Origin of the sequence: Labrys methylaminiphilus subsp. lupini, assembly GCF_051161885.1 — a bacterium.
Taxonomy (GTDB): Bacteria; Pseudomonadota; Alphaproteobacteria; order Rhizobiales; family Labraceae; genus Labrys.
Window position 1 is genome coordinate 2,625,434 of the sequence record NZ_JBMDIH010000001.1, and the last position, 18,857, is coordinate 2,644,290.

The 18,857-nt window shown below is 62.1% G+C and carries 16 protein-coding genes and 1 pseudogene; 6 read left to right on the forward strand and 11 right to left on the reverse strand.

Annotated elements, in window-relative coordinates:
* Positions 1 to 82 precede the first annotated feature (82 nt).
* From ACN6KF_RS12400 to ACN6KF_RS12410, 3 genes are read right to left on the reverse strand one after another with little or no spacing between them, the layout of a single operon-like run.
* A complete protein-coding gene (locus tag ACN6KF_RS12400; protein ID WP_434959663.1) occupies positions 83 to 529 on the reverse strand; it encodes a DNA polymerase III subunit chi in 447 nt (148 codons plus the stop codon).
* A gap of 13 nt (positions 530 to 542) precedes the next feature.
* The gene (locus tag ACN6KF_RS12405) at positions 543 to 1,163 is read right to left on the reverse strand and encodes a glutathione S-transferase family protein (RefSeq protein ID WP_434957119.1); all 621 of its coding nucleotides are present in this window, start codon (positions 1,161 to 1,163) and stop codon (positions 543 to 545) included.
* Entirely contained in the window at positions 1,160 to 2,656 is a 1,497-nt protein-coding gene (locus tag ACN6KF_RS12410; RefSeq protein ID WP_434957120.1) for a leucyl aminopeptidase, read from the reverse strand. The genes ACN6KF_RS12405 and ACN6KF_RS12410 overlap by 4 nt, the downstream gene beginning before the upstream one ends.
* A gap of 176 nt (positions 2,657 to 2,832) precedes the next feature.
* Between ACN6KF_RS12410 and lptF the strand changes: the two genes are divergently transcribed.
* The 6 genes and pseudogenes from lptF (at position 2,833) to rsmA (ending at position 10,604) form a co-directional block, all read left to right on the forward strand.
* Complete coding sequence (gene lptF / locus ACN6KF_RS12415) at positions 2,833 to 3,999, forward strand: LPS export ABC transporter permease LptF (protein WP_434957121.1); 1,167 nt, start codon at positions 2,833 to 2,835, stop codon at positions 3,997 to 3,999.
* A complete protein-coding gene (gene lptG, locus ACN6KF_RS12420; protein ID WP_434957122.1) occupies positions 3,996 to 5,075 on the forward strand; it encodes an LPS export ABC transporter permease LptG in 1,080 nt (359 codons plus the stop codon). Before lptF ends, lptG begins: the two co-directional genes overlap by 4 nt.
* Entirely contained in the window at positions 5,075 to 7,519 is a 2,445-nt protein-coding gene (locus ACN6KF_RS12425; RefSeq protein ID WP_434957123.1) for an LPS-assembly protein LptD, read from the forward strand. The genes lptG and ACN6KF_RS12425 overlap by 1 nt, the downstream gene beginning before the upstream one ends.
* 27 nt (positions 7,520 to 7,546) lie before the next feature.
* On the forward strand, positions 7,547 to 8,605 hold the full coding sequence (gene pdxA, locus ACN6KF_RS12430) for a 4-hydroxythreonine-4-phosphate dehydrogenase PdxA (protein ID WP_434957124.1): 1,059 nt from the start codon (positions 7,547 to 7,549) through the stop codon (positions 8,603 to 8,605).
* Positions 8,606 to 8,680: 75 nt separating this feature from the next.
* A pseudogene (locus tag ACN6KF_RS12435) lies at positions 8,681 to 9,637 on the forward strand (IS630 family transposase).
* Positions 9,638 to 9,761: 124 nt separating this feature from the next.
* Complete coding sequence (gene rsmA, locus ACN6KF_RS12440; protein WP_434957125.1) at positions 9,762 to 10,604, forward strand: 16S rRNA (adenine(1518)-N(6)/adenine(1519)-N(6))-dimethyltransferase RsmA; 843 nt, start codon at positions 9,762 to 9,764, stop codon at positions 10,602 to 10,604.
* A 37-nt stretch (positions 10,605 to 10,641) separates the two neighbouring features.
* On the opposite strand, the gene gmk is transcribed toward rsmA, so the two are convergent.
* The 8 genes from gmk to ACN6KF_RS12480 form a co-directional block, all read right to left on the reverse strand.
* Complete coding sequence (gene gmk / locus ACN6KF_RS12445; RefSeq protein WP_434957126.1) at positions 10,642 to 11,307, reverse strand: guanylate kinase; 666 nt, start codon at positions 11,305 to 11,307, stop codon at positions 10,642 to 10,644.
* Complete coding sequence (locus ACN6KF_RS12450; RefSeq protein WP_434957127.1) at positions 11,304 to 12,191, reverse strand: YicC/YloC family endoribonuclease; 888 nt, start codon at positions 12,189 to 12,191, stop codon at positions 11,304 to 11,306. The genes gmk and ACN6KF_RS12450 overlap by 4 nt, the downstream gene beginning before the upstream one ends.
* A gap of 161 nt (positions 12,192 to 12,352) precedes the next feature.
* A complete protein-coding gene (gene mltG / locus ACN6KF_RS12455) occupies positions 12,353 to 13,795 on the reverse strand; it encodes an endolytic transglycosylase MltG (RefSeq protein WP_434957128.1) in 1,443 nt (480 codons plus the stop codon).
* Between the two features lie 347 nt (positions 13,796 to 14,142).
* On the reverse strand, positions 14,143 to 15,402 hold the full coding sequence (gene fabF / locus ACN6KF_RS12460) for a beta-ketoacyl-ACP synthase II (RefSeq protein ID WP_434957129.1): 1,260 nt from the start codon (positions 15,400 to 15,402) through the stop codon (positions 14,143 to 14,145).
* A 255-nt stretch (positions 15,403 to 15,657) separates the two neighbouring features.
* Positions 15,658 to 15,894: an acyl carrier protein gene (locus tag ACN6KF_RS12465; RefSeq protein ID WP_068287214.1), complete on the reverse strand. Its 237-nt coding sequence runs from the start codon at positions 15,892 to 15,894 to the stop codon at positions 15,658 to 15,660.
* A 243-nt stretch (positions 15,895 to 16,137) separates the two neighbouring features.
* On the reverse strand, positions 16,138 to 16,875 hold the full coding sequence (fabG, locus tag ACN6KF_RS12470; RefSeq protein ID WP_434957130.1) for a 3-oxoacyl-[acyl-carrier-protein] reductase: 738 nt from the start codon (positions 16,873 to 16,875) through the stop codon (positions 16,138 to 16,140).
* A 103-nt stretch (positions 16,876 to 16,978) separates the two neighbouring features.
* Positions 16,979 to 17,923, reverse strand: a complete 945-nt coding sequence (gene fabD / locus ACN6KF_RS12475; protein WP_434957131.1) for an ACP S-malonyltransferase — start codon at positions 17,921 to 17,923, stop codon at positions 16,979 to 16,981.
* 237 nt (positions 17,924 to 18,160) lie between these two features.
* Entirely contained in the window at positions 18,161 to 18,757 is a 597-nt protein-coding gene (locus ACN6KF_RS12480; protein WP_434957132.1) for an NAD(P)H-dependent oxidoreductase, read from the reverse strand.
* Positions 18,758 to 18,857: the final 100 nt, after the last annotated feature.

The following is an 18,857-nucleotide window of genomic DNA, read 5'->3' on the forward strand; positions in this document are numbered from 1 at the left end:
TTCGACGCGTCTTTGCGATTTGAAGTGATTCCGCCAAATCGCAAAACGCTTTAGATCGATTTCCGATTCGATCAGGTCTGGCCTACGCCTTCTTTTCCCAGCGCCCCTCGTCGCTCTGCTGCCAATAGGTCGCGGCAAAGCCGAGTTCCTTGGCCTGCTTCCACTGATCCCGCGCCCCCTGCACGGCGTCGGCGTCGTTGCCGTCGAACATCAGCACGATGCGTTCATAGCTCGGCGCATCCGTCGGCAAGGGCGCGCCATCGACGAGGAAACGAATCACGGCCCCGTTGGGATTGCCTTCATGCGCCACCAGCACGATCGGCTGGGCCGGACCATCGTCACTCTCCAGGCCATGCGGCAGGAAGGCTTCATCATTATAGGTCCACAATACGTCGTCGAGCGCGCGCAGGCGCTCCTGCGGCCCCTGCACCGCGCAACGCCAGCCGCGCTGCAGGGATTTTTCCAAAAGGCCCGGCAGAATCCGTTCAAGCGGGGCTCTCTGCAGATGATAGAAGAGCAATTCCGTCATCATCTCCCCTTTCTCAATAGTCGCTTTCCGGCGAGCGCGTCCGCAGCATGGCAGGCGCGTTTCGGATAGAATGCCACCATTCCTTCAGCGCCGGCACGCGATCGATCAACTCGCTTCCAGCCGAGACACTGTCGGCAACGGCCAGGACGGGTGCGAGGTAGCACCAAGCCAAGTTGGGAGAAAGCCCGACACCCCCCTCGCATACCAATTCCTGCAGGGCGCGCAATGCCACCTCGGCCTGCGCCAGTGTCTCCGGGGTGGGCATCGTGCCATCGCGCCACCATTGTGGCACGTAGATTCCCCATACGAGAGGCCGATAGGCGTAATTGTCGACCACGCGCATGATCTGTCGCATGCGTACAGCCGCGCGAGGATCGGCCGGTATCAGGAAAGGATCGGGCAGCAGCGCCTCGAGATAATGCGCAATGGCGTCGGTCTCATAGACGACCGTACCATCGATCTCGATGCTCGGAATACGCCGGAACGGATGCAGCCGCTCATACTCATTCGGCACGCCCCTGTCGTCGAAAATATCAGCCATGACAAAGTCATGACCGACATTCTTGAAATCCAGGATCAGCCGGATGATCCGTGTATAGACGCTGTCAGGCGTGCCGAACAGTGTGATCCTCACCCCTCGTAATGCTCAGCCACCAGCCGGTCGAGCAGGCGCACGCCCCAGCCCGAAGCCCAACTGCGGTTGACGTCGCTGGCGGGCGAGCCCATGGCGGTGCCGGCGATGTCGAGATGGGCCCAAGGCGTCTCGTTGACGAAGCGCTGCAGGAACTGGGCCGCCGTGATCGACCCGCCATTGCGGCCGCCGGTGTTCTTCATGTCCGCGAATTTGGAATCGATCAGCTTGTCGTATTCAGGGCCGAGCGGCATGCGCCAGACCCTCTCGCCCGTCGTCTGCCCTGCCACGAACAGGCGCCCGGCGAGATCGTCATTGTTGGAGAAGAGGCCGGCATATTCCTGGCCGAGCGCCACCATGATGGCGCCGGTGAGCGTGGCGAGATTGACCATGAATTGCGGCTTGTACTTGTCCTGGATGTACCAGAGCACATCCGCCAGCACGAGCCGGCCCTCGGCGTCGGTGTTGATGATCTCGATGGTCTGGCCCGACATCGAGGTGACGATATCGCCCGGACGCTGGGCCTTGCCGTCTGGCATGTTCTCGACCACGCCGATGGCCCCGATGACGTTGGCCTTGGCCTTGCGGGCGGCAAGCGCGTGCATCAACCCGACCACGCAGGCCGCACCGCCCATGTCGCCCTTCATGTCTTCCATGCCGGAAGCCGGCTTGATGGAAATGCCGCCGGTGTCGAAGGTCACGCCCTTGCCGATGAAGGCAACAGGCTTGGCCTCGCGATTCTTGGCGCCATTCCAGCGCATCACCACCAGCCGGCTGTCATGCTCGGAGCCCTGGCCGACACCGAGCAGCGCCCCCATGCCGAGTTTCTTCATGGCCTTGACGTCGAGAATGTCGATCTCGACGCCGAGTTCCTCCAGTTCGGCCGCGCGTTTGGCGAAGGCCTCGGGATAGAGCACGTTCGGCGGCTCGTTGACGAGATCGCGAGCAAGCCTGACGCCGTCGGCGATCGCCTCGCGAGACTTGCCAGCCTTCTTGGCCGCGCCGTCGACACCGCTGGCGATCGTCAGTTCAAGCACCTTGCTCGCCGCATCGTCCTGCTTGCGCGTCTTGTAGCGCTCGAACTTATAGGCCCGCAGCCTGGCCCCGAGGGCGAAGTCCGCCACCTGATCGGCGGTGATGGCCGCCTCCGGCAGGTCCAGCACCACGGTAACCGTCTTCGCCGAGACCGGCAGCTTGCCGATCACATTGCCACCGGCCTTGACCCAATCGGTGCGGGCGCTTTCTTCAGCCTTGCCGAGAGAAACCGCGATCACCCGGTCCACCGGCAGGCCGGACGGAGCAAGAATGTCGAGGGAGGCCAGCGCCTTCCCCTTGAAATTATCGGCGGAAGCCGCACGTTTGACCAGACTGCCGATACCCGGTAGAGCAGCTTCCGTTTCAGGCGATACGGCCAAATCGATATTTGTGAATATGACGGCAATGCCGTCGGCAATTTTCTCGACTTTTGAAAAAGACAGTTTCAATTCGGAAACCATAATTGATGCCCATTCTAGGAAGCTGCCGCGCGGTTGACGGCTTGTTGGGACTTTTGCATGTCAATCCGTAACCATGTCTACAACAAATCGCTCGCAGCCTCGGTCCTGCCATACAAACGTCTCGCCTGCCACCTAGCAGGAGGATACAAGCAACGGGTAGGAGACCCGAGAAGGCAATGAACCTCGTCAGCCGATATATTGCCAGACAGTTTGGCTTTGCCTTTCTGGTCTGCCTCGTCGTGCTGACGCTCCTGGCCTGGATGGTCGGCGCCCTGCGCGAGTTCAATGTCATGACGGCACAGGGCCAGTCCGTCCTGGTCTTCCTGGCCATCAGTTCGCTTGCCCTGCCTGCGCTTATGGTGGTGGTCGCGCCACTTGCTGTCTTCCTGGCCGCAGTATGGCTGCTGCAACGTCTCAATGCCGGTTCCGAACTTGTCGTTCTCAATGCGGCGGGCTATTCCCCCTCGCGGCTGATCACGCCCTTTGCCGGCATTACCGGCCTCGTCGCCGCGGGGATCGCCGCCGTCACCCTCTATATCCAGCCTGCCAGCCAGCATGAGCTGACCGCCTGGCGTGTCGCCGCCGCGGCCGACGTGGTGCAGCACTTCCTCAAGGAAGGCCAGTTCACCGCTCTGCGCGGCTTCACCTTCCATATCCGTAAACGCCAGGAAGATGGCACGCTGCTCGGTATTTTCGTGCAGGATGCTCGCGACAAGGGCAAGACCAAGACCTATATCGCCGGGACCGGCAAGATCGTCGATACCTCGACGGGATTGGTGCTGGTCCTGAACAACGGCTCGCTGCAGCAGCAGGAAGGCGGCGCCTCCTCGGATGCCTCGATCGTCACCTTCGAGCAATATCAGTTCGACCTCTCCCAGCTCGCCCGCGACGACAACGATGCCATCAACTACAAGCCGCGCGACCGCTACACCAGTGAACTCTGGAACGCCCAGCCATCCGAGATGAAAGGACCGGCCGAGCGTGGCCGCGTTCGCGGCGAACTTGTGGACCGGTTTACCGCTCCCCTCTATCCGATCGCCTTCATGCTGATCGCCCTCGCCTTCCTCGGCCAGGCGCGCACAACCCGCCAGGGTCGGGCCAGCGCGATCGGTTTTGCCATTCTGAGCGTCGTGGTGGTGCGCATTCTCGGCTTCATCGCCACGCAGAGTCTGAGCGTGCACACGGCTGGCGGCGTCTATATCGCATTCGGCGTGCCGGTCCTGACGTCCCTGATCTGCCTTGCCGTCATTACCGGCCATTTGCGCCTGTCGCTGCCGCGCAGCTTGACGAACTGGTACAATGACCTGACTTCGCGCCTCGCCAACCGGACGGCGCGCGCATGATCATGACCTCCACCCTCGGTCGTTACCTCAGCAAGCGCTTCCTGATCGCCATTTTCGGCGTGCTCGCCTTCCTGTTCGTCATGATCTTCCTGCTGGATTTTGCCGAGACCAGCCGGCGCGCCAGCGACTTGCCACATGTATCCGTAGGCTCGATCGCCACTCTGTCTCTGCTGCGGACGCCCTCCATCATCGAGCAGACCCTGCCCTTCGTCTTCCTGTTCGGGGCCATCATCTGCTTCGTCAATCTCAGCCTACGGCTCGAACTGGTGGTGATGCGCGCCGCCGGCCTGTCGGTCTGGCAGTTCCTGGCCCCGCCGATCATCTGTGCCGTCCTCCTCGGCCTCCTTGCCGCGATGGCCTTCAACCCGCTCTCGGCAGCGCTGAAAACCAGAAGCGACGTGCTCGATACGCGTGTCTTCGGCTCTCGCCAGGTGCGCGACGACGACAAGAGCCGCTGGATCCGCGATGGCCAGGCGGTCATCCATACCTCGGCCGAGAATAGCGACAACGGCGCGCTGACGGGGGTCACCATCTATGCCCTCGATGCCGATGGCCGCTTTATCAGGCGCATCGAGGCGGATACCGCAAAACTTGACAAGGGTGCCTGGCATCTATCCAAGGTTCAGGAATTCATCCCCAACCAGTCGGTAAAAACCTCAGAAACCGTTGATTTTCCTAGCAATTTGACCAAGTCTCAGGTTGATCAGCAATTTGCGGTGTCGGCAGACAGCGTGTCTTTCTGGAGACTCCCTTCATCAATCGAACAACAGGGCGCCGCGGGACTTGAAGCAAATGACTACCGGTTGCAATATCAGACGCTTCTTGCTCGTCCCCTGCTGCTCGTGGCGATGGTGCTGATCGCCGCGACGGTATCGCTTCGGTTTGCTCGCCTGGGTGGTATTGGTGTGATGATCTTGAGTGGAATCGGGGCGGGTTTCTTGCTGTATGTCGTAACCAAAATGGCCAAGGACCTGGGCATTGCGGGGCTGGTTGCGCCGGCCGTCGCCGCTTGGACTCCGGCCGCCATTGCGGCCCTGATCGGATTTACCGTGTTGCTTAACCAGGAGGATGGCTGATGCGCGTATCAGCTCGCCACTTCCTTACGACCATGCTGTGCACCACTGTTGCGGTTGCAGCGCTGTCGTTTGCGTTGTTGCCATCGAAAGTTCACGCCCAGGAGAACCTGCTCGGGCCCTTGGGTGCACGTTCCGATGGTGCCGGAGGCCAAGGCAGCTCCAACATGGTCCTCAAGGCCAGGGAGATGCAGTATGATCAGGACAACGAGGTCGTAACGGCCATCGGCACGGTGCAGATCTACTACAATGGCCGCGCCCTGCAGGCAGACCGTGTGGTCTATGACCGCAAGGGTAAGCGCGTGCGCGCCAACGGCAATGTCGTGATCACCGAAGCCGACGGCACGAAGACCTATGCCGATAATTTCGACCTCACCGACGATTTCAAGGACGGCTTCGTCAATTCGCTGAAGACGGTGACGGCGGACGAGCTCTATATCGCCTCCAACCGGGCCGAGCGCACCGGCGGCAACGTCACCGTGTTCCAGAACGGCATCTATTCCGCCTGCTCGCCCTGTGCCGACAATCCGCAAAAGCCGCCGCTGTGGCAGATCAAGGCTGTCAAGGTCATCCACAACCAGCAGGAGAAGATGATCTATTTCGAAGATGCTCGCTTTGAGTTCTTCGGCATGCCGATCGCCTACCTGCCCTATATGTCGACACCCGACCCGACCGTCACCCGCAAGAGCGGCTTCATCACGCCGCGCTATTTCCATAGCTCCCGGATCGGCTATGGGGCCGAACTGCCCTATTTCATCGACCTCGCTCCCAACTACGATCTGACGCTCACGCCCGGCTATGCCAGCAGTCAGGGGCCGACGGGCCAGATCGAGTGGCGCCATCGCACGCTGAATGGCGCCTATTCGGTGATGGCATCGGGTGCCTTCATCAGCGACCCGGACAAGTTCGCCAATGAGGATATTGGCAAGCCGAATTGGCGCGGCTCGATTTCGTCCAAGGGCGAATTCTGGCTGAACGACAAATGGCGCTTCGGCTGGGACGGCTCGCTGCTGAGCGACAAATATTATTGGCGCGACTACCGGCTCGACAATCTGCGGGGCAAGACCGAGGCGACCTCCACCGTCTATCTGACGGGCGTGGGCACCAAATCCTGGTTCGATCTGCGCGCCTATTATTTCCAGGGCCTGACCACGGCCGACGTACAGAAGCAATTGCCCGTCGTCGCGCCGGTGCTCGACTATGACTATATCGTCGACCACCCGGTGCTCGGCGGCGAACTGGGCTGGAACTTCAATCTGACCAGCCTGACGCGTCAGCAGGCTGCCTTCGACAATATTCTGGGCTACAACTGCGACAACCTCTCTCCGAAAACCCGGACGAACTGCCTGCAGCGCGGCATTGATGGCACCTATACCCGCGCCTCGATCAACGCCTATTGGAAGAAGACCTTTACCGACACCTATGGGCAGCAGTGGACCCCCTTCGCCTATGTCCGCGGCGATCTGGGCTTCACCCAGCTCGACGGCAACCCTGCCGACCAGTTCGTCAGCAACAAGAAGAACGATACGGCCGCACGCCTGGTGCCAGCCATCGGCCTCGACTATCGCTATCCCTTCATCTCGCAGTCCGATTGGGGTACGCAGATCATCGAACCGATCGCCCAGATCATCCTGCGCCCCAAGGCGATGCAGAGCGGCGTCTTCCCCAACGAAGACGCACAGAGCCTGATTTTCGACGACAGCAACCTGTTCGCCTGGGACAAGTATTCCGGCTATGACCGGGTCGAGGACGGCTCTCGCATCAATGCTGGCCTGCAATATTCGCTGACCACCAATGGCGGCGGCTACTATAACGCCATGTTCGGCCAGTCCTATTCCTTCGGCGGCACCAACCCCTACACCACCGGCGACATGGCCAATACGGGCCTGCAGTCGGGACTGGATCGCAACGTTTCCGACTATGTCGGGCGTGTCTATCTGCAGCCGGTGAACAATTTTGCCGTGATGTCGGGTGCCCGCTTCGACCAGAAGAACTGGGACATGCGGCAGTTCGAGATCGGTGTCCTCGGCACCCTCGGACGCCTGAAGGCCGATGTCACCTATGCGCGCTATGATGCCCAGCCCCTGCTTGGGCTCGACGATCGCGAAGGCGTCAACGGCAAAGCCGCCCTGAAGCTGAGCGAGAACTGGATCGCCAGCGCCGGTGCTCTTTACGATATGAAGACGAAGAAATTCGCGTCGAGCTATGCTGGACTGACCTATGTCGACGCCTGCATCGCGCTCGGTATGAGCGTCTCGCGTTCCTATGACACCACGTCGTTGAAATACGACACCACGGTGCAGTTCCAATTGCAACTGCGTGGCCTCGGCGTCAGTGGTAGCCCGAAGGAATTCACCAACAAGGTCTGGAACAACGACTTCGACGATCTCAATGTCACCAAGCCGAGCAGCTATACCGACCGCTACGGCAATCTGAAGACCTTCTGAGATCAAGCGAGCCCATCTGACCTGACAATGCCGACCGAACAGCCCGCCCTGCCGATTGTCTTGACCATGGGAGAACCGGCTGGCATCGGGCCCGAACTGATCGTGATGGCAGGCGCGGCCCGCCGGGAAGGGGCGCCCTTCTTCGTCTATGCCGACCCCGCCCTGTTGTCGGCGCGCGCCAGGCGGATCGGCCTGGACCTTGCCATCATCGAGACCGACGAAGCCGGCGCGCCTGCAGCCTTCGCGCGCGGCCTTCCCGTCGTCCCCCTGCTAAATCCGGTACCCGATCGGCCCGGCAAGCCCGATGTCGCTAGTGCCGGTGCGGTCATCGAGTCGATCGAACGAGCCATACTGTCAATTCGCGAGAACCATGCTCGGGCCGTGGTGACGTCACCGATCATGAAGGAGGTGCTCTACCGCGCCGGTTTCGGCCATCCCGGGCACACCGAATTCCTGGGCGAACTGGCCCGGCGCCATTGGCAGGGCGATGGCAAGCCGATTCTTCCCGATCGAGCCACTGATGGGCAATATCGAGAATCTGCCTTTAGGCCCGTGATGATGATCTGGTCCGAAACCGTCGCGGTTGTGCCGGTCACCATCCACATCCCCCTGGCCGAGGTGCCCACGGCCCTCACCGAGGACTTGATCTACGAAACAGGCCTGATCGTTGCCCAGGACCTCGGGGCCCGCTTCGGTATCGCCGCACCGCGCCTCGCGGTTGCCGGGCTCAATCCCCATGCCGGCGAGAACGGCACTTTGGGCAGCGAGGACAACGCCGTGGTCGCACCCGCCGTCGCCAGGCTCAGGGCCGCCGGCATCGACGCCCGGGGTCCCCTGCCCGCCGACACCATGTTTCATGCCCGGGCGCGGCAGACCTATGATGCGGCCCTGTGCATGTATCATGATCAGGCCCTGGCGCCGGCCAAGGCGCTGGCCTTCGACGAGGCCGTCAACGTGACCCTGGGCCTGCCCTTCGTCCGCACTTCGCCCGATCATGGCACGGCCTTCGATCTTGCGGGCACGGGCAAGGCCAACCCTTCCAGTTTCCTCGCCAGCCTGTCACTGGCCGACAGAATGTCACGTTAGAGCGTCGGATCTGAAACTGGAATCGGCGATTCCCTTGGAGGGCAATTTGTGATTCACCGTTATTGGAGGTGGATCATGGGCAGGAGCTATTCTCAGGATCTTCGCGATCGGATTGTCAGCTTTGTTGAGAACGGCCATTCGCGCCGAGCTGCGGCTCGTCATTTTGAAGTGAGCGAGAGCTTCGCTGTGAAGCTGCTGCAGCGTGTGGTTGTCTATGGATCAGGGGCACCCGCGCGTCAGGGGCGTCCTCCTGGTGGAGGTAAACTGGCTGGAGTTGCCGGTTTCCTGATCGGTGTTGTGGAAGCAAGGCCCGACATCACCATGCCGGAACTGGCCGCACGGCTCGGAGAAGTCCACAATTTGCGGGCTGCTCCTGCTGTGCTGTCGCGCTTTTTGTGCCGAAACGGCTTCACATATAAAAAAAGCGCTGATGGCGTCGGAACGCGCACGCGCACACATCCAGGCCGAACGTCATCTGTGGATTGACTATCGCCAGCCGCGCATGCGGCTGGAACCGCATCGGCTGGTGTTCGTGGACGAGACGAGCGTGAACACCAAAATGGTGCGGTTACGCGGCCGCTGCCCGCGCGGCGAACGGCTCCATGCCCAAGCACCGTTCGGCCATTGGCAAACCCAGACCTTCATCGCGGGCTTGCGCTGTCATGGGCTGACCGCACCCTGGGTGGTCGACAAGGCGATGGACCGGCAAGCCTTCGACTCTGGATTGAAACCCAACTGGCGCCCACACTCTCCAGGGGCGATGTCGTCATTCTCGACAATCTCGCCGTCCACAAAAGCACCAATGCCGCACAATGCCTGAAGCAGGCCGGCGCCTGGTTCCTCTTCCTGCCGCCCTACTCCCCCGACCTCAATCCCATCGAGATGGCCTTTGCCAAACTCAAAGCCCATCTGAGGGCGGCTGCCGCTCGAACTTTCGAACAACTCTGGAACGCAATCGGCGATATCTGCGATCTCTTCACCCCAAAAGAATGCTGGAACTATCTTAACGCCGCTGGATATGCGTACGATTAAATGTCCGATGCTCTAGAGCAGAGTGCGATTCCATCGAATCGCACTCTGCTCTAACTCCTTGTCTTGGCGCGTCTTTGCGATTCCGGGCAACGCCGTCAGATCGCAAAACGCTTTGGGGCCCGTCATGGTGCAGATCGATACTCTTCCCCCGCTGCGCGAGGTCATCCGCCAGCATGAATTGATGGCCAAGAAGTCGCTTGGCCAGAACTTCCTGCTCGACCTCAATCTCACCGCCAAGATCGCGCGTGCCGGCGGCTCGCTGGAGGGGGTGAATGTCGTGGAGGTCGGCCCCGGCCCTGGCGGCCTCACCCGGGCGTTGCTGGCCTGCGGAGCGAGGCACGTGGTTGCCGTGGAACGCGACGAGCGCTGTCTGGCGGCCTTGGCCGAAATTGCCGCTCATTATCCCGGCCGGCTGACCGTGCATGCCGGCGATGCCCTCGAAGCCGATTGGCCGGCCTTGATCGCAGGACTGGAAGGGCCGGTCCGCATCGCCGCCAACCTGCCCTACAATGTCGCCACGCCCCTGCTGATCGGCTGGCTGAAGACCGAGCCTTGGCCGCCCTGGTTCCAGTCGATGACGCTGATGTTCCAGAAGGAGGTCGCCGAACGTATCGTGGCAACCGAAGCGGACGATGCCTATGGCCGCCTCGGCGTCCTGGCCGGGTGGCGGACGGAAGCCGAAATCGTTTTCGACGTACCGCCAAGTGCCTTCGTGCCGCCGCCCAAGGTCACCTCTTCGGTGGTGCATCTGCGCCCGCGGCCGACGCCCCTGCCCTGTACCGCAGCCGCCCTGGAACGGGTCACGCAGGCGGCCTTCGGCCAGCGGCGCAAAATGCTGCGCCAGAGCCTCAAAGGGCTTGGTGGCGATCTGGCGGCCGCGCTGGCCGATACAGGCCTGCGTCCGGAAATGCGAGCCGAGGAAGTTCCCGTGGCCGCCTTCGTCGCCCTTGCGAACACCTTGAAATAGAACCACGAAGCCAGGGGGATCGACGCCCCCCGTCCCGTCAGCGCCCGCGCGTCAGGGCGTCGAGATCCGCCTTCAAAGTGTCGACCAGGCGGCTGACCTGCGACTTGTCCTGGCGCTTCATGCGCTCGACGTCGAGGATTTCCTTGAGCTTGGCATAGGTGGTCTGCAGATCGGTGTTGACCAGCACATAGTCATATTTGGTCCAGTGGCTGATTTCGACGCGGGCATTCTGCAGGCGCTGCAGAATGATCTCCGCGCTGTCCTCGGCCCGCCGCTCGAGCCTCGCCTTCAGTTCGGCCACCGATGGCGGCAAGACGAAGACGGACACGATGTCGGGCCTCATCTTGTTGTAGATCTGCATGGTGCCCTGCCAATCGATGTCGAACAGGACATCGCGTCCAGCGGCCAGCGCCTCCTCAACCGGCCTTGCCGGCGTGCCGTAGTAGTTGCCGTGGACCTTGGCCGATTCCAGCAATTCGTCTCTTTCGCGCATGGTCTCGAAGGTACCTGCGTCGATGAAGCGATAATGGACCCCATCGATCTCGCTGCCGCGGCGCGGGCGGGTGGTGACCGAGATCGACAGATGCATCGATTTGTCCTCGGCCAGAAGCAGGCGCGTCAGCGTGGTCTTGCCGGCGCCGGAGGGCGAGGAAACGATCAGCAGAAGGCCCCGGCGCTGGGGAACGGACGCAGTGCTACTCATTCGATATTCTGAACCTGTTCGCGGAATTGCTCGACCACTGCTTTGAGAGAAAGGCCGGTCGCGGTCAAGCTGACATCATTCGCCTTGGAGCAAAGGGTGTTGACTTCCCGGTTGAATTCCTGGGCGAGGAAGTCGAGGCGCCGTCCCACCGGCCCGCCCTTGGCCAGGAGATCGCGAGCAGCGGCAATATGGGCGTGCAGCCGGTCGAGTTCCTCGCGTATGTCGGCCTTGGCGGCCATCAGGATCGCCTCCTGGTGCAACCTATCGGGATCGAGCGACGACGACGCATCGAGGAGAGCGGCAATCTGCGCGGCAAGCCGATCGCGCACCGCCGCGGGCTGGCGCGCCGGATTGGCGTCCGCTGCATGCGTGAGGGCTTCGATCTCGTCGATGCGACCGAGCAGGACGCGGGCGAGTGCCTGCCCCTCCTGGCGCCTCATCTCGGCGCATTGGGCAATGGCCTTGGCGAACCCCTCCAGCAGGGCCCCCTGCAGCGCGGTGCGCCCAGCCTCGTCCTCCTCCTGATCCTCGACCTCGAGCACGCCCTTGATGGCAAAGAGGCCATCGAGGCGCGGTGCCGCCGCATCCACCTTCTGCGAGGCCTCGGCCATCGCCGTGACGATGGCATCGAGCACCGCTTGATTGATGCGGACCACCGGCGCCACGGCGTCACGCTTCAGCGACAGGCCGATCTGACACGAACCACGGGCAAAGGCCGCGCCCAAAGCGGCACGCGCCGACGCCTCCAACGCATCGAATCCCGGAGGCAACCGGAAGCGGACATCGAGGCTTTTGCCATTGACGGTCTTGATTTCCCAGGCCCAGCGGTTCGCGCCGGTCTGTCCTTCTACCCGGGCAAAGCCGGTCATGCTGACAACGGACATCTTCCTACATTCCATACGGTGATTTCAGCGTCCGGCCGGATGATTTTACCAGCAACGAAAACTGAGCGCTTGCCCTCGACGCGCCGTAAGCGCGCCGAACAGAGCCTGACGGAAGATAGAGCCCAAGGGCTCCGCGCTCAAGCCAATCGCATGCAGCCGGCTTACTGCACCGTCTGCGGCGAGTTTAGATCGAAGGTCTTGTCGAGCAGCGGATCATGGGTGGTGTTGGCGACGGGATCGTCAAAGCCACCCTTCTTGGGCTTTGCGGCCTGGGTCGGGTCAGCATTGGGAGCGGCCGGCGCCTGGGCGGCCGGAGGCGTCGAAGGGCCTGGAGACGCCGACGGAGCCGACGGGGCAGGCAGCGGGATATCGGCCGCGGGCGCAGGCGACGGGGCAGGTGCAGGCGGCGGCGTGGGCGCGACCGGAGCCTCGGCCTCGGTCTGCTGCTTGCAGGCCTTGCTGCCCTTCTTGCAGGGCTTGGCCGGGGGCTTGGCGACGGGTGCCTCAGCCGGGGCAGGTGCCGGCGGCGCGGCAGCGTCCGGTTCGGGCGCAGGCGGGGACGGCGCTACTGGGGCGTTGCCGCCCTGTTGCTGGAACTGGCGCCATTTGGCGACATTCTTGTTGTGCTCGTCCAAGGTGGGGGCGAAGGCATGCCCGCCCGTACCGTCGGCGACAAAATAGAGATCCTTGGTGGCCAAAGGCGTCGCCACGGCCTGCATTGCAGCCTTTCCGGGATTGGCGATGGGGGACGGCGGCAGGCCGGATATGGTGTAGGTGTTGAAGCGCGTCGGCTGCGTGAGGTCGGCGCTGGTCAAGGCCCTGTCGAGCTTGCCCTTGCCGCCGACCATGCCATAGATCACGGTCGGATCGGATTGCAGGCGCATGTTCTTCTGCAGCCTGTTGATGAAGACGCTGGCGACATGCGGACGTTCGTCCGCCTGGCCCGTCTCCTTCTCGACGATCGAGGCGAGCGTTACCATTTCCGCCGGACTCTTCAGCGGCAGGTTGGCGGAGCGCTGCTTCCAGATCTGGTCGACCAGGGCCCGTTGCTCTTCCTGCATCTTGCGCACCATGGCCGAACGGGTGGTGCCGCGCTCATATTTGTAGGTATCGGGCAGCAACGCCCCTTCGGCCGGCACCGGCGGGGCATCACCCGTGAGCAGGTCGTCCTGGTTCAGCCGGTCGATGATCATCTGGCTGGTAAGGCCCTCGGGGATGGTGATCGAATGCTGGATCACCTTGCCGTCCACCAGAATGTTCATGACGTCATACATGGAGACGCCCGGCTTGAAGGCATACTCGCCGGCCTTCAGATCATTGCCGTGGCCGAGCATGTAGACGCCGGTGGTGAAGGTGGTGGCGCCATCGATCACACCCTGGCGTTCGAGGGAATCGGCGATCTCGTCGCGGCCGCTGCCCTTTGGCACATAGACCGTCTTGGCTTCCGCCAGCGGCCCGGCCGACGTGAACTGACGCAAACCGAAATAACCACCGATAGCGACCAGCATCAGCAGGACGAAGACGGCATTGCCAGCCACCACGAAGGGATTGCGCACCGCGCTCGAACGTGTCGGCGGCTTGGCGACAGCATCGGGCTGGATCATGTTGCGGGATCCGCGCGAGCCGGCTGCGCCTTTCCCGAAGGAGCGCGAGCGTTCGTTCGCTAGTCCCGAATCATCCCGATCATCGACCATAGAAACCTCGTACGCCTACATAGATGCCCGGCCAGGCCCCGCGAGCGTTACATCTCGCCAAAATGCCAACCTGATTGTGCCGCGCTTGGAAGTAGCAATTTGTTTCGGCAAAAATGCATCAAAATACGAACAATAAGGCGGCCTCCGATTCCGGGAATCGGAAGCCACATCGCGTTTGTTTCAACCGGCATGCCTCGCGAATATGGCGAAAATGCCAGCCGGGCCTCTGCAGCCGCGCGCCGAATCCCGGCGAGACGTCAGTCCGCCTTGCGCAAAATGATGGAGGCGTTGGTGCCGCCAAACCCGAAGGAATTGGAGAGCACCACGTTCACCTCGCGCTTGCGAGCCGTCAACGGCACCAGATCGATCGGGGTCTCCACTTCGGGATTCTCCAGATTGATGGTGGGTGGCACGATCTGATCGCGAAGGGCCAGGATCGAGAAGATTGCCTCGATCGCACCGGCAGCGCCAAGCAAATGGCCGGTCGCCGATTTGGTCGACGACATCGAGGCCGTCGCGGACGCATTGCCGAGCAGGCGCTGAACGGCGCCGAGCTCAATCGTATCGGCCATCGTGGAAGTGCCGTGCGCGTTGATGTAGTCGATCTCGCCGACGGAGATCCCCGCCCGCTTCACCGCCATCTGCATGCTGCGGAAGGCGCCGTCACCATCTTCGGACGGTGCGGTAATGTGATAGGCGTCGCCCGAAAGACCATAGCCGATGACTTCGGCATAGATCTTGGCGCCACGCGCCTTGGCGTGCCCATACTCCTCCAGCACGACGCAACCGGCACCCTCGCCCATGACGAAACCATCGCGATCGCGATCATAGGGGCGCGAGGCGCGCGCCGGTTCGTCGTTGAAGGAGGTCGACAACGCGCGGCAGGCGGCAAAACCAGCAAGGGCGAGACGGCAGACCGGAGATTCGGTACCACCGGCTACCATCACCTCGGCATCGCCGAGCGCGATCAGGCGGGCGGCATCGCCGATGGCGTGTGCGCCAGTCGAGCAGGCCGTGACCACCGCATGGTTCGGCCCCTTCAGGCCATGGCGGATGGAGACCTGGCCACCGGCCAGATTGATCAGGCGGCCGGGAATGAAGAAGGGCGAGATGCGCCCTGGGCCGCGATCCTTCAAGGTCAGCGCGGCGTCTTCGATGCCCTGCAGGCCACCGATACCCGAGCCGATCAGGACACCGGTCTCTTCCTGATCCTTCTGCGAAGCAGGATGCCAACCGGCATCGTCGAGAGCCTGGGTCGCGGCGGCCATGGCAAAGACGATGAAATCGTCGACCTTGCGCTGTTCCTTGGGCTCCATCCACTGGTCGGGATTATAGGTGCCGTTGCTGCCATCGCCAGCCGGGATCAGGCCGGCAATCCGGGCCTTGAGATCCTCCGTCTCGAAACGGTCGATCTTGACGATGCCGCTCTTGCTCGCAAGGAGATTGGACCACGACGTTTCGACATCGCCACCCATCGGGTTGACCATGCCGAGACCAGTTACGACAACGCGCCTCATAGAACCTCCAAAGGCCGGGGAATCGCCCTCCCCGGCTACTCAAACCCGATTGATCGCAAGATTGCCTGGCGCAAGGCTAGCACGGAATGCGGACGCTCCGAGGATCGCCCCTTCCAATGCTTCGAACGCATTGCCCTTACGCTGAACTGGCAGCCTCTATGTCTGCTGACACTCCAGACCTCCCGGCAATGATGCAATCTCGTCCCCCGGCCGGTCGATGGATGGATATCGGGGAGCCTGCGCTCCCCGATCGTCTCAGGCCGTAGCCTTGGTCAGGAACTTGACAGCATCGCCGACGGTCAGAATCGTCTCTGCGGCATCATCGGGGATTTCGCAGTTGAACTCTTCCTCGAAAGCCATGACCAGCTCAACCGTGTCGAGAGAGTCAGCGCCCAGATCGTCGATGAAGCTCGCATTCTCGGTGACCTTGTCCGGATCGACGCCGAGGTGTTCAACCACGATCTTCTTCACGCGGTCTGCGATATCGCTCATTTTTCGTTCCTTTGATAAACCAAGACTGCCTGCCGGCACTTTATTCCGCCGCCGGTTAGGCGGTCGGTATTTGATAGTTCCTTGAGCCGGGGCCAATCCTTCGATCGGCCTCCGATTATCCCGGACAATCACATTCATAGGGGCCATCGGAATGTCCCTCGGCGGTGATTAACACACTTCAAATGCCATTGCCAGCGGGCATCCCACCAGTGGAAACCACTGTGGAATTGACTTCTAACTCGTTCAAATCATTGCCATTCCGCCGTTAATATTCAAAGTTTGCCCGGTGGTGTAGGCAGCCTCCGAAGAGGCAAGGTAAACGGCTGCGGCCGCAATCTCGTCGACATGGCCGAGCCGATGCACGGGGATAGCGGCAAGGATCGGCTCCATTTGCTTCTCGTTGAGGGCATCCGTCATCGCCGTTTCGATAAAGCCCGGCGCGATGCAATTGACGGTGATTCCGCGGCTGGCCACCTCGTGGGCCAGTGATTTGGACATGCCGACCAGGCCGGCCTTGGAGGCGGCATAATTGGTCTGCCCCGGATTGCCGATGACACCGGACAGGGAAGCGATGTTGATGATGCGTCCGGTGCGGCGCTTCAACATCCCCTTCACGGCGGCTCGCGACAGATGGAAAGCGGCGGAAAGATTGACGGCGATGACGCTGTCCCAGTCCTCGTCCTTCATGCGCAGCATCAGATTGTCGCGGGTGAAACCGGCATTGTTGACCAGAATGTCCAACTGACCGAGGGCTGCCTCGACATTCGGAACCAGCGTGCCGAGCTGTTCCTTATCGGTGAGGTCGCAGGCGAAGACATGAGCACGGTCACCGAGCTTGGCCGCCAGTTCCTCCAGCACCGCCTTGCGCGTGCCCGAAAGCGCTACCGTAGCGCCCTGGCGGTGCAGGGATGCGGCAATGGCCGCTCCGATTCCGCCCGTGGCTCCGGTCACCAGGGCTGTCTTGCCAGTAAGGTCGAACATCGTCATCCCCAATCGAGTGCTGCCGGTCGCTGCGGGCGCACCTTTATTGTTTATCCTCACCCGAAATGGCCACCTGCTGTCGGACGGGTGGCCGCGGGCCCTTTCATCGCAAGGTCGGCGCGAATGCCGCGACATCGTCCGGCGTGCCAATGCTCACCGCTTCTACGCCGGAGGCTATGCGCCTGACCAGCCCGCTCAGAACCTTTCCGGAGCCGACTTCCACCAGCTTGGTGACACCGGCTCCGGCGAGATATTCGACGCTTTCGCGCCAGCGCACCGTTCCCGTCACCTGCTCGACAAGACGACGGCGGATCTCGGAAGGATCCACGATCGGCCGTGCGAGGACATTGGCGACGAGGGGCACGGCCGGGGCCGCGATGGCAACCTTCTCGAGCGCCTCGGCCATGGCATCGGCGGCCGGCTGCATCAGGGCGCAATGGAAAGGCGCTGAAACCGGCAGGAGGATGGCACGCTTGGCACCCTTGCCCTTGGCGATCTCCAGCGCGCGCTCCACCGCTGCCTTGGTGCCTGAGATAACCACCTGGCCCGGTGCATTGTCGTTGGCGGCCTGGCAGACCTCGCCCTGCGCCGCCTCGGCGGCGACGGCAACTGCCTGCTCATAGTCGAGGCCGAGAAGAGCGGCCATGGCACCAGTACCCACCGGCGTCGCAGCCTGCATCGCCCGTCCGCGAATGCGCAGCAGCCGAGCCGTATCGGCGATCGTCAGTGCACCGGAGGCAGCCAAGGCCGAATATTCGCCGAGCGAATGGCCTGCGACGAAGCTGGCATGTTTCTTGAGGTCGAGGCCGGCCTCGTCCTGCAGCACGCGGAAAGCCGCCAGCGAGACGGCCATCAGGGCCGGCTGGGCGTTCTCGGTAAGAGTGAGGTCGTTCTCCGGGCCATCCCAGATCACGGCCGTCAGCTTCTGGCCAAGCGCAGCGTCGATCTCGTCGAAGACGGCGCGGGCGACGGGAAAGGCATCGGCTAGCGCCTTGCCCATACCCACGCTTTGGCTTCCCTGGCCGGGAAACGTGAAGGCGATACTCATGCAAGAACCCCGTTTGAGACGGCGCGTTGAGACAATAGGCTGGTGCCTAAGTCAAGTCCGAAGCATGACAATACCCGTACATCTCGCATAAATTCGGCAAAACTCGGCCTTTTGTGGCCGTCGGCGGAGGCGTTCGGTAATTCGGCTCACGAGGATGGCATCAGCGCCAAACTTCCCTGTATCGAGAACTGATCGAACTTGCTCCAGATACCCGCGGATATTGCGCCTCGGGGGTTCTCAATTCTTGAGGGCCGCCATCTTCTTCTCGACTTTCGCAAGAAAATGACGACGTTGCGTTTCACTGGCTTCGTCCAGGCGGTGCAAGGCCAGCCACAAGGTGCGGCAGCGCGGCGCGCAAAGTGCCCGCAAGCCACGCAGAAGAATGTTTCGGCCCGGCGCCTTCATGAACAACGTCCACCACCACCAGGGCGATCCCAACGTGGAGATAACCGCCAGCAAGCGGATCTGCGTCAGCACCGGCCCGATCGCCTTGCCATTTTCGGGCATGGTGAAAGTGGCATGCGGCACCCAGACCCGCTCGAGCCAGCCCTTCAGCATGGCGGGCGGTCCGTACCACCAGGTGGGGTAGATGAAGATCAGGCCCTCGCACCAGCGAAGGTGCGCCAGGTGCTCAGCCACGGGCGCCTCGTTGCTTCCGCGTTCGTGGTAGCCGCGCCGCTCCTCCGCGCTCATGACCGGGTCGAAATTCAGGGCGTACAGGTCGATCAGTCGCACCTCATGCCCCGCCCTTTTCAGCGTTTGCAGCGCCGTATCCCGAATGGAGGCGCCAAAGCTTTCCGAACACGGATGGCAGTAGACGACGAGCAGTTTCATCGCGAGCACTCTGAGTATCGTGCCGAAAAGTGGACACCTGTTTTCGGCAAAAATGATGCGACAACAATAACCTATGGCTCGGACCCGATTCAGAAATCGG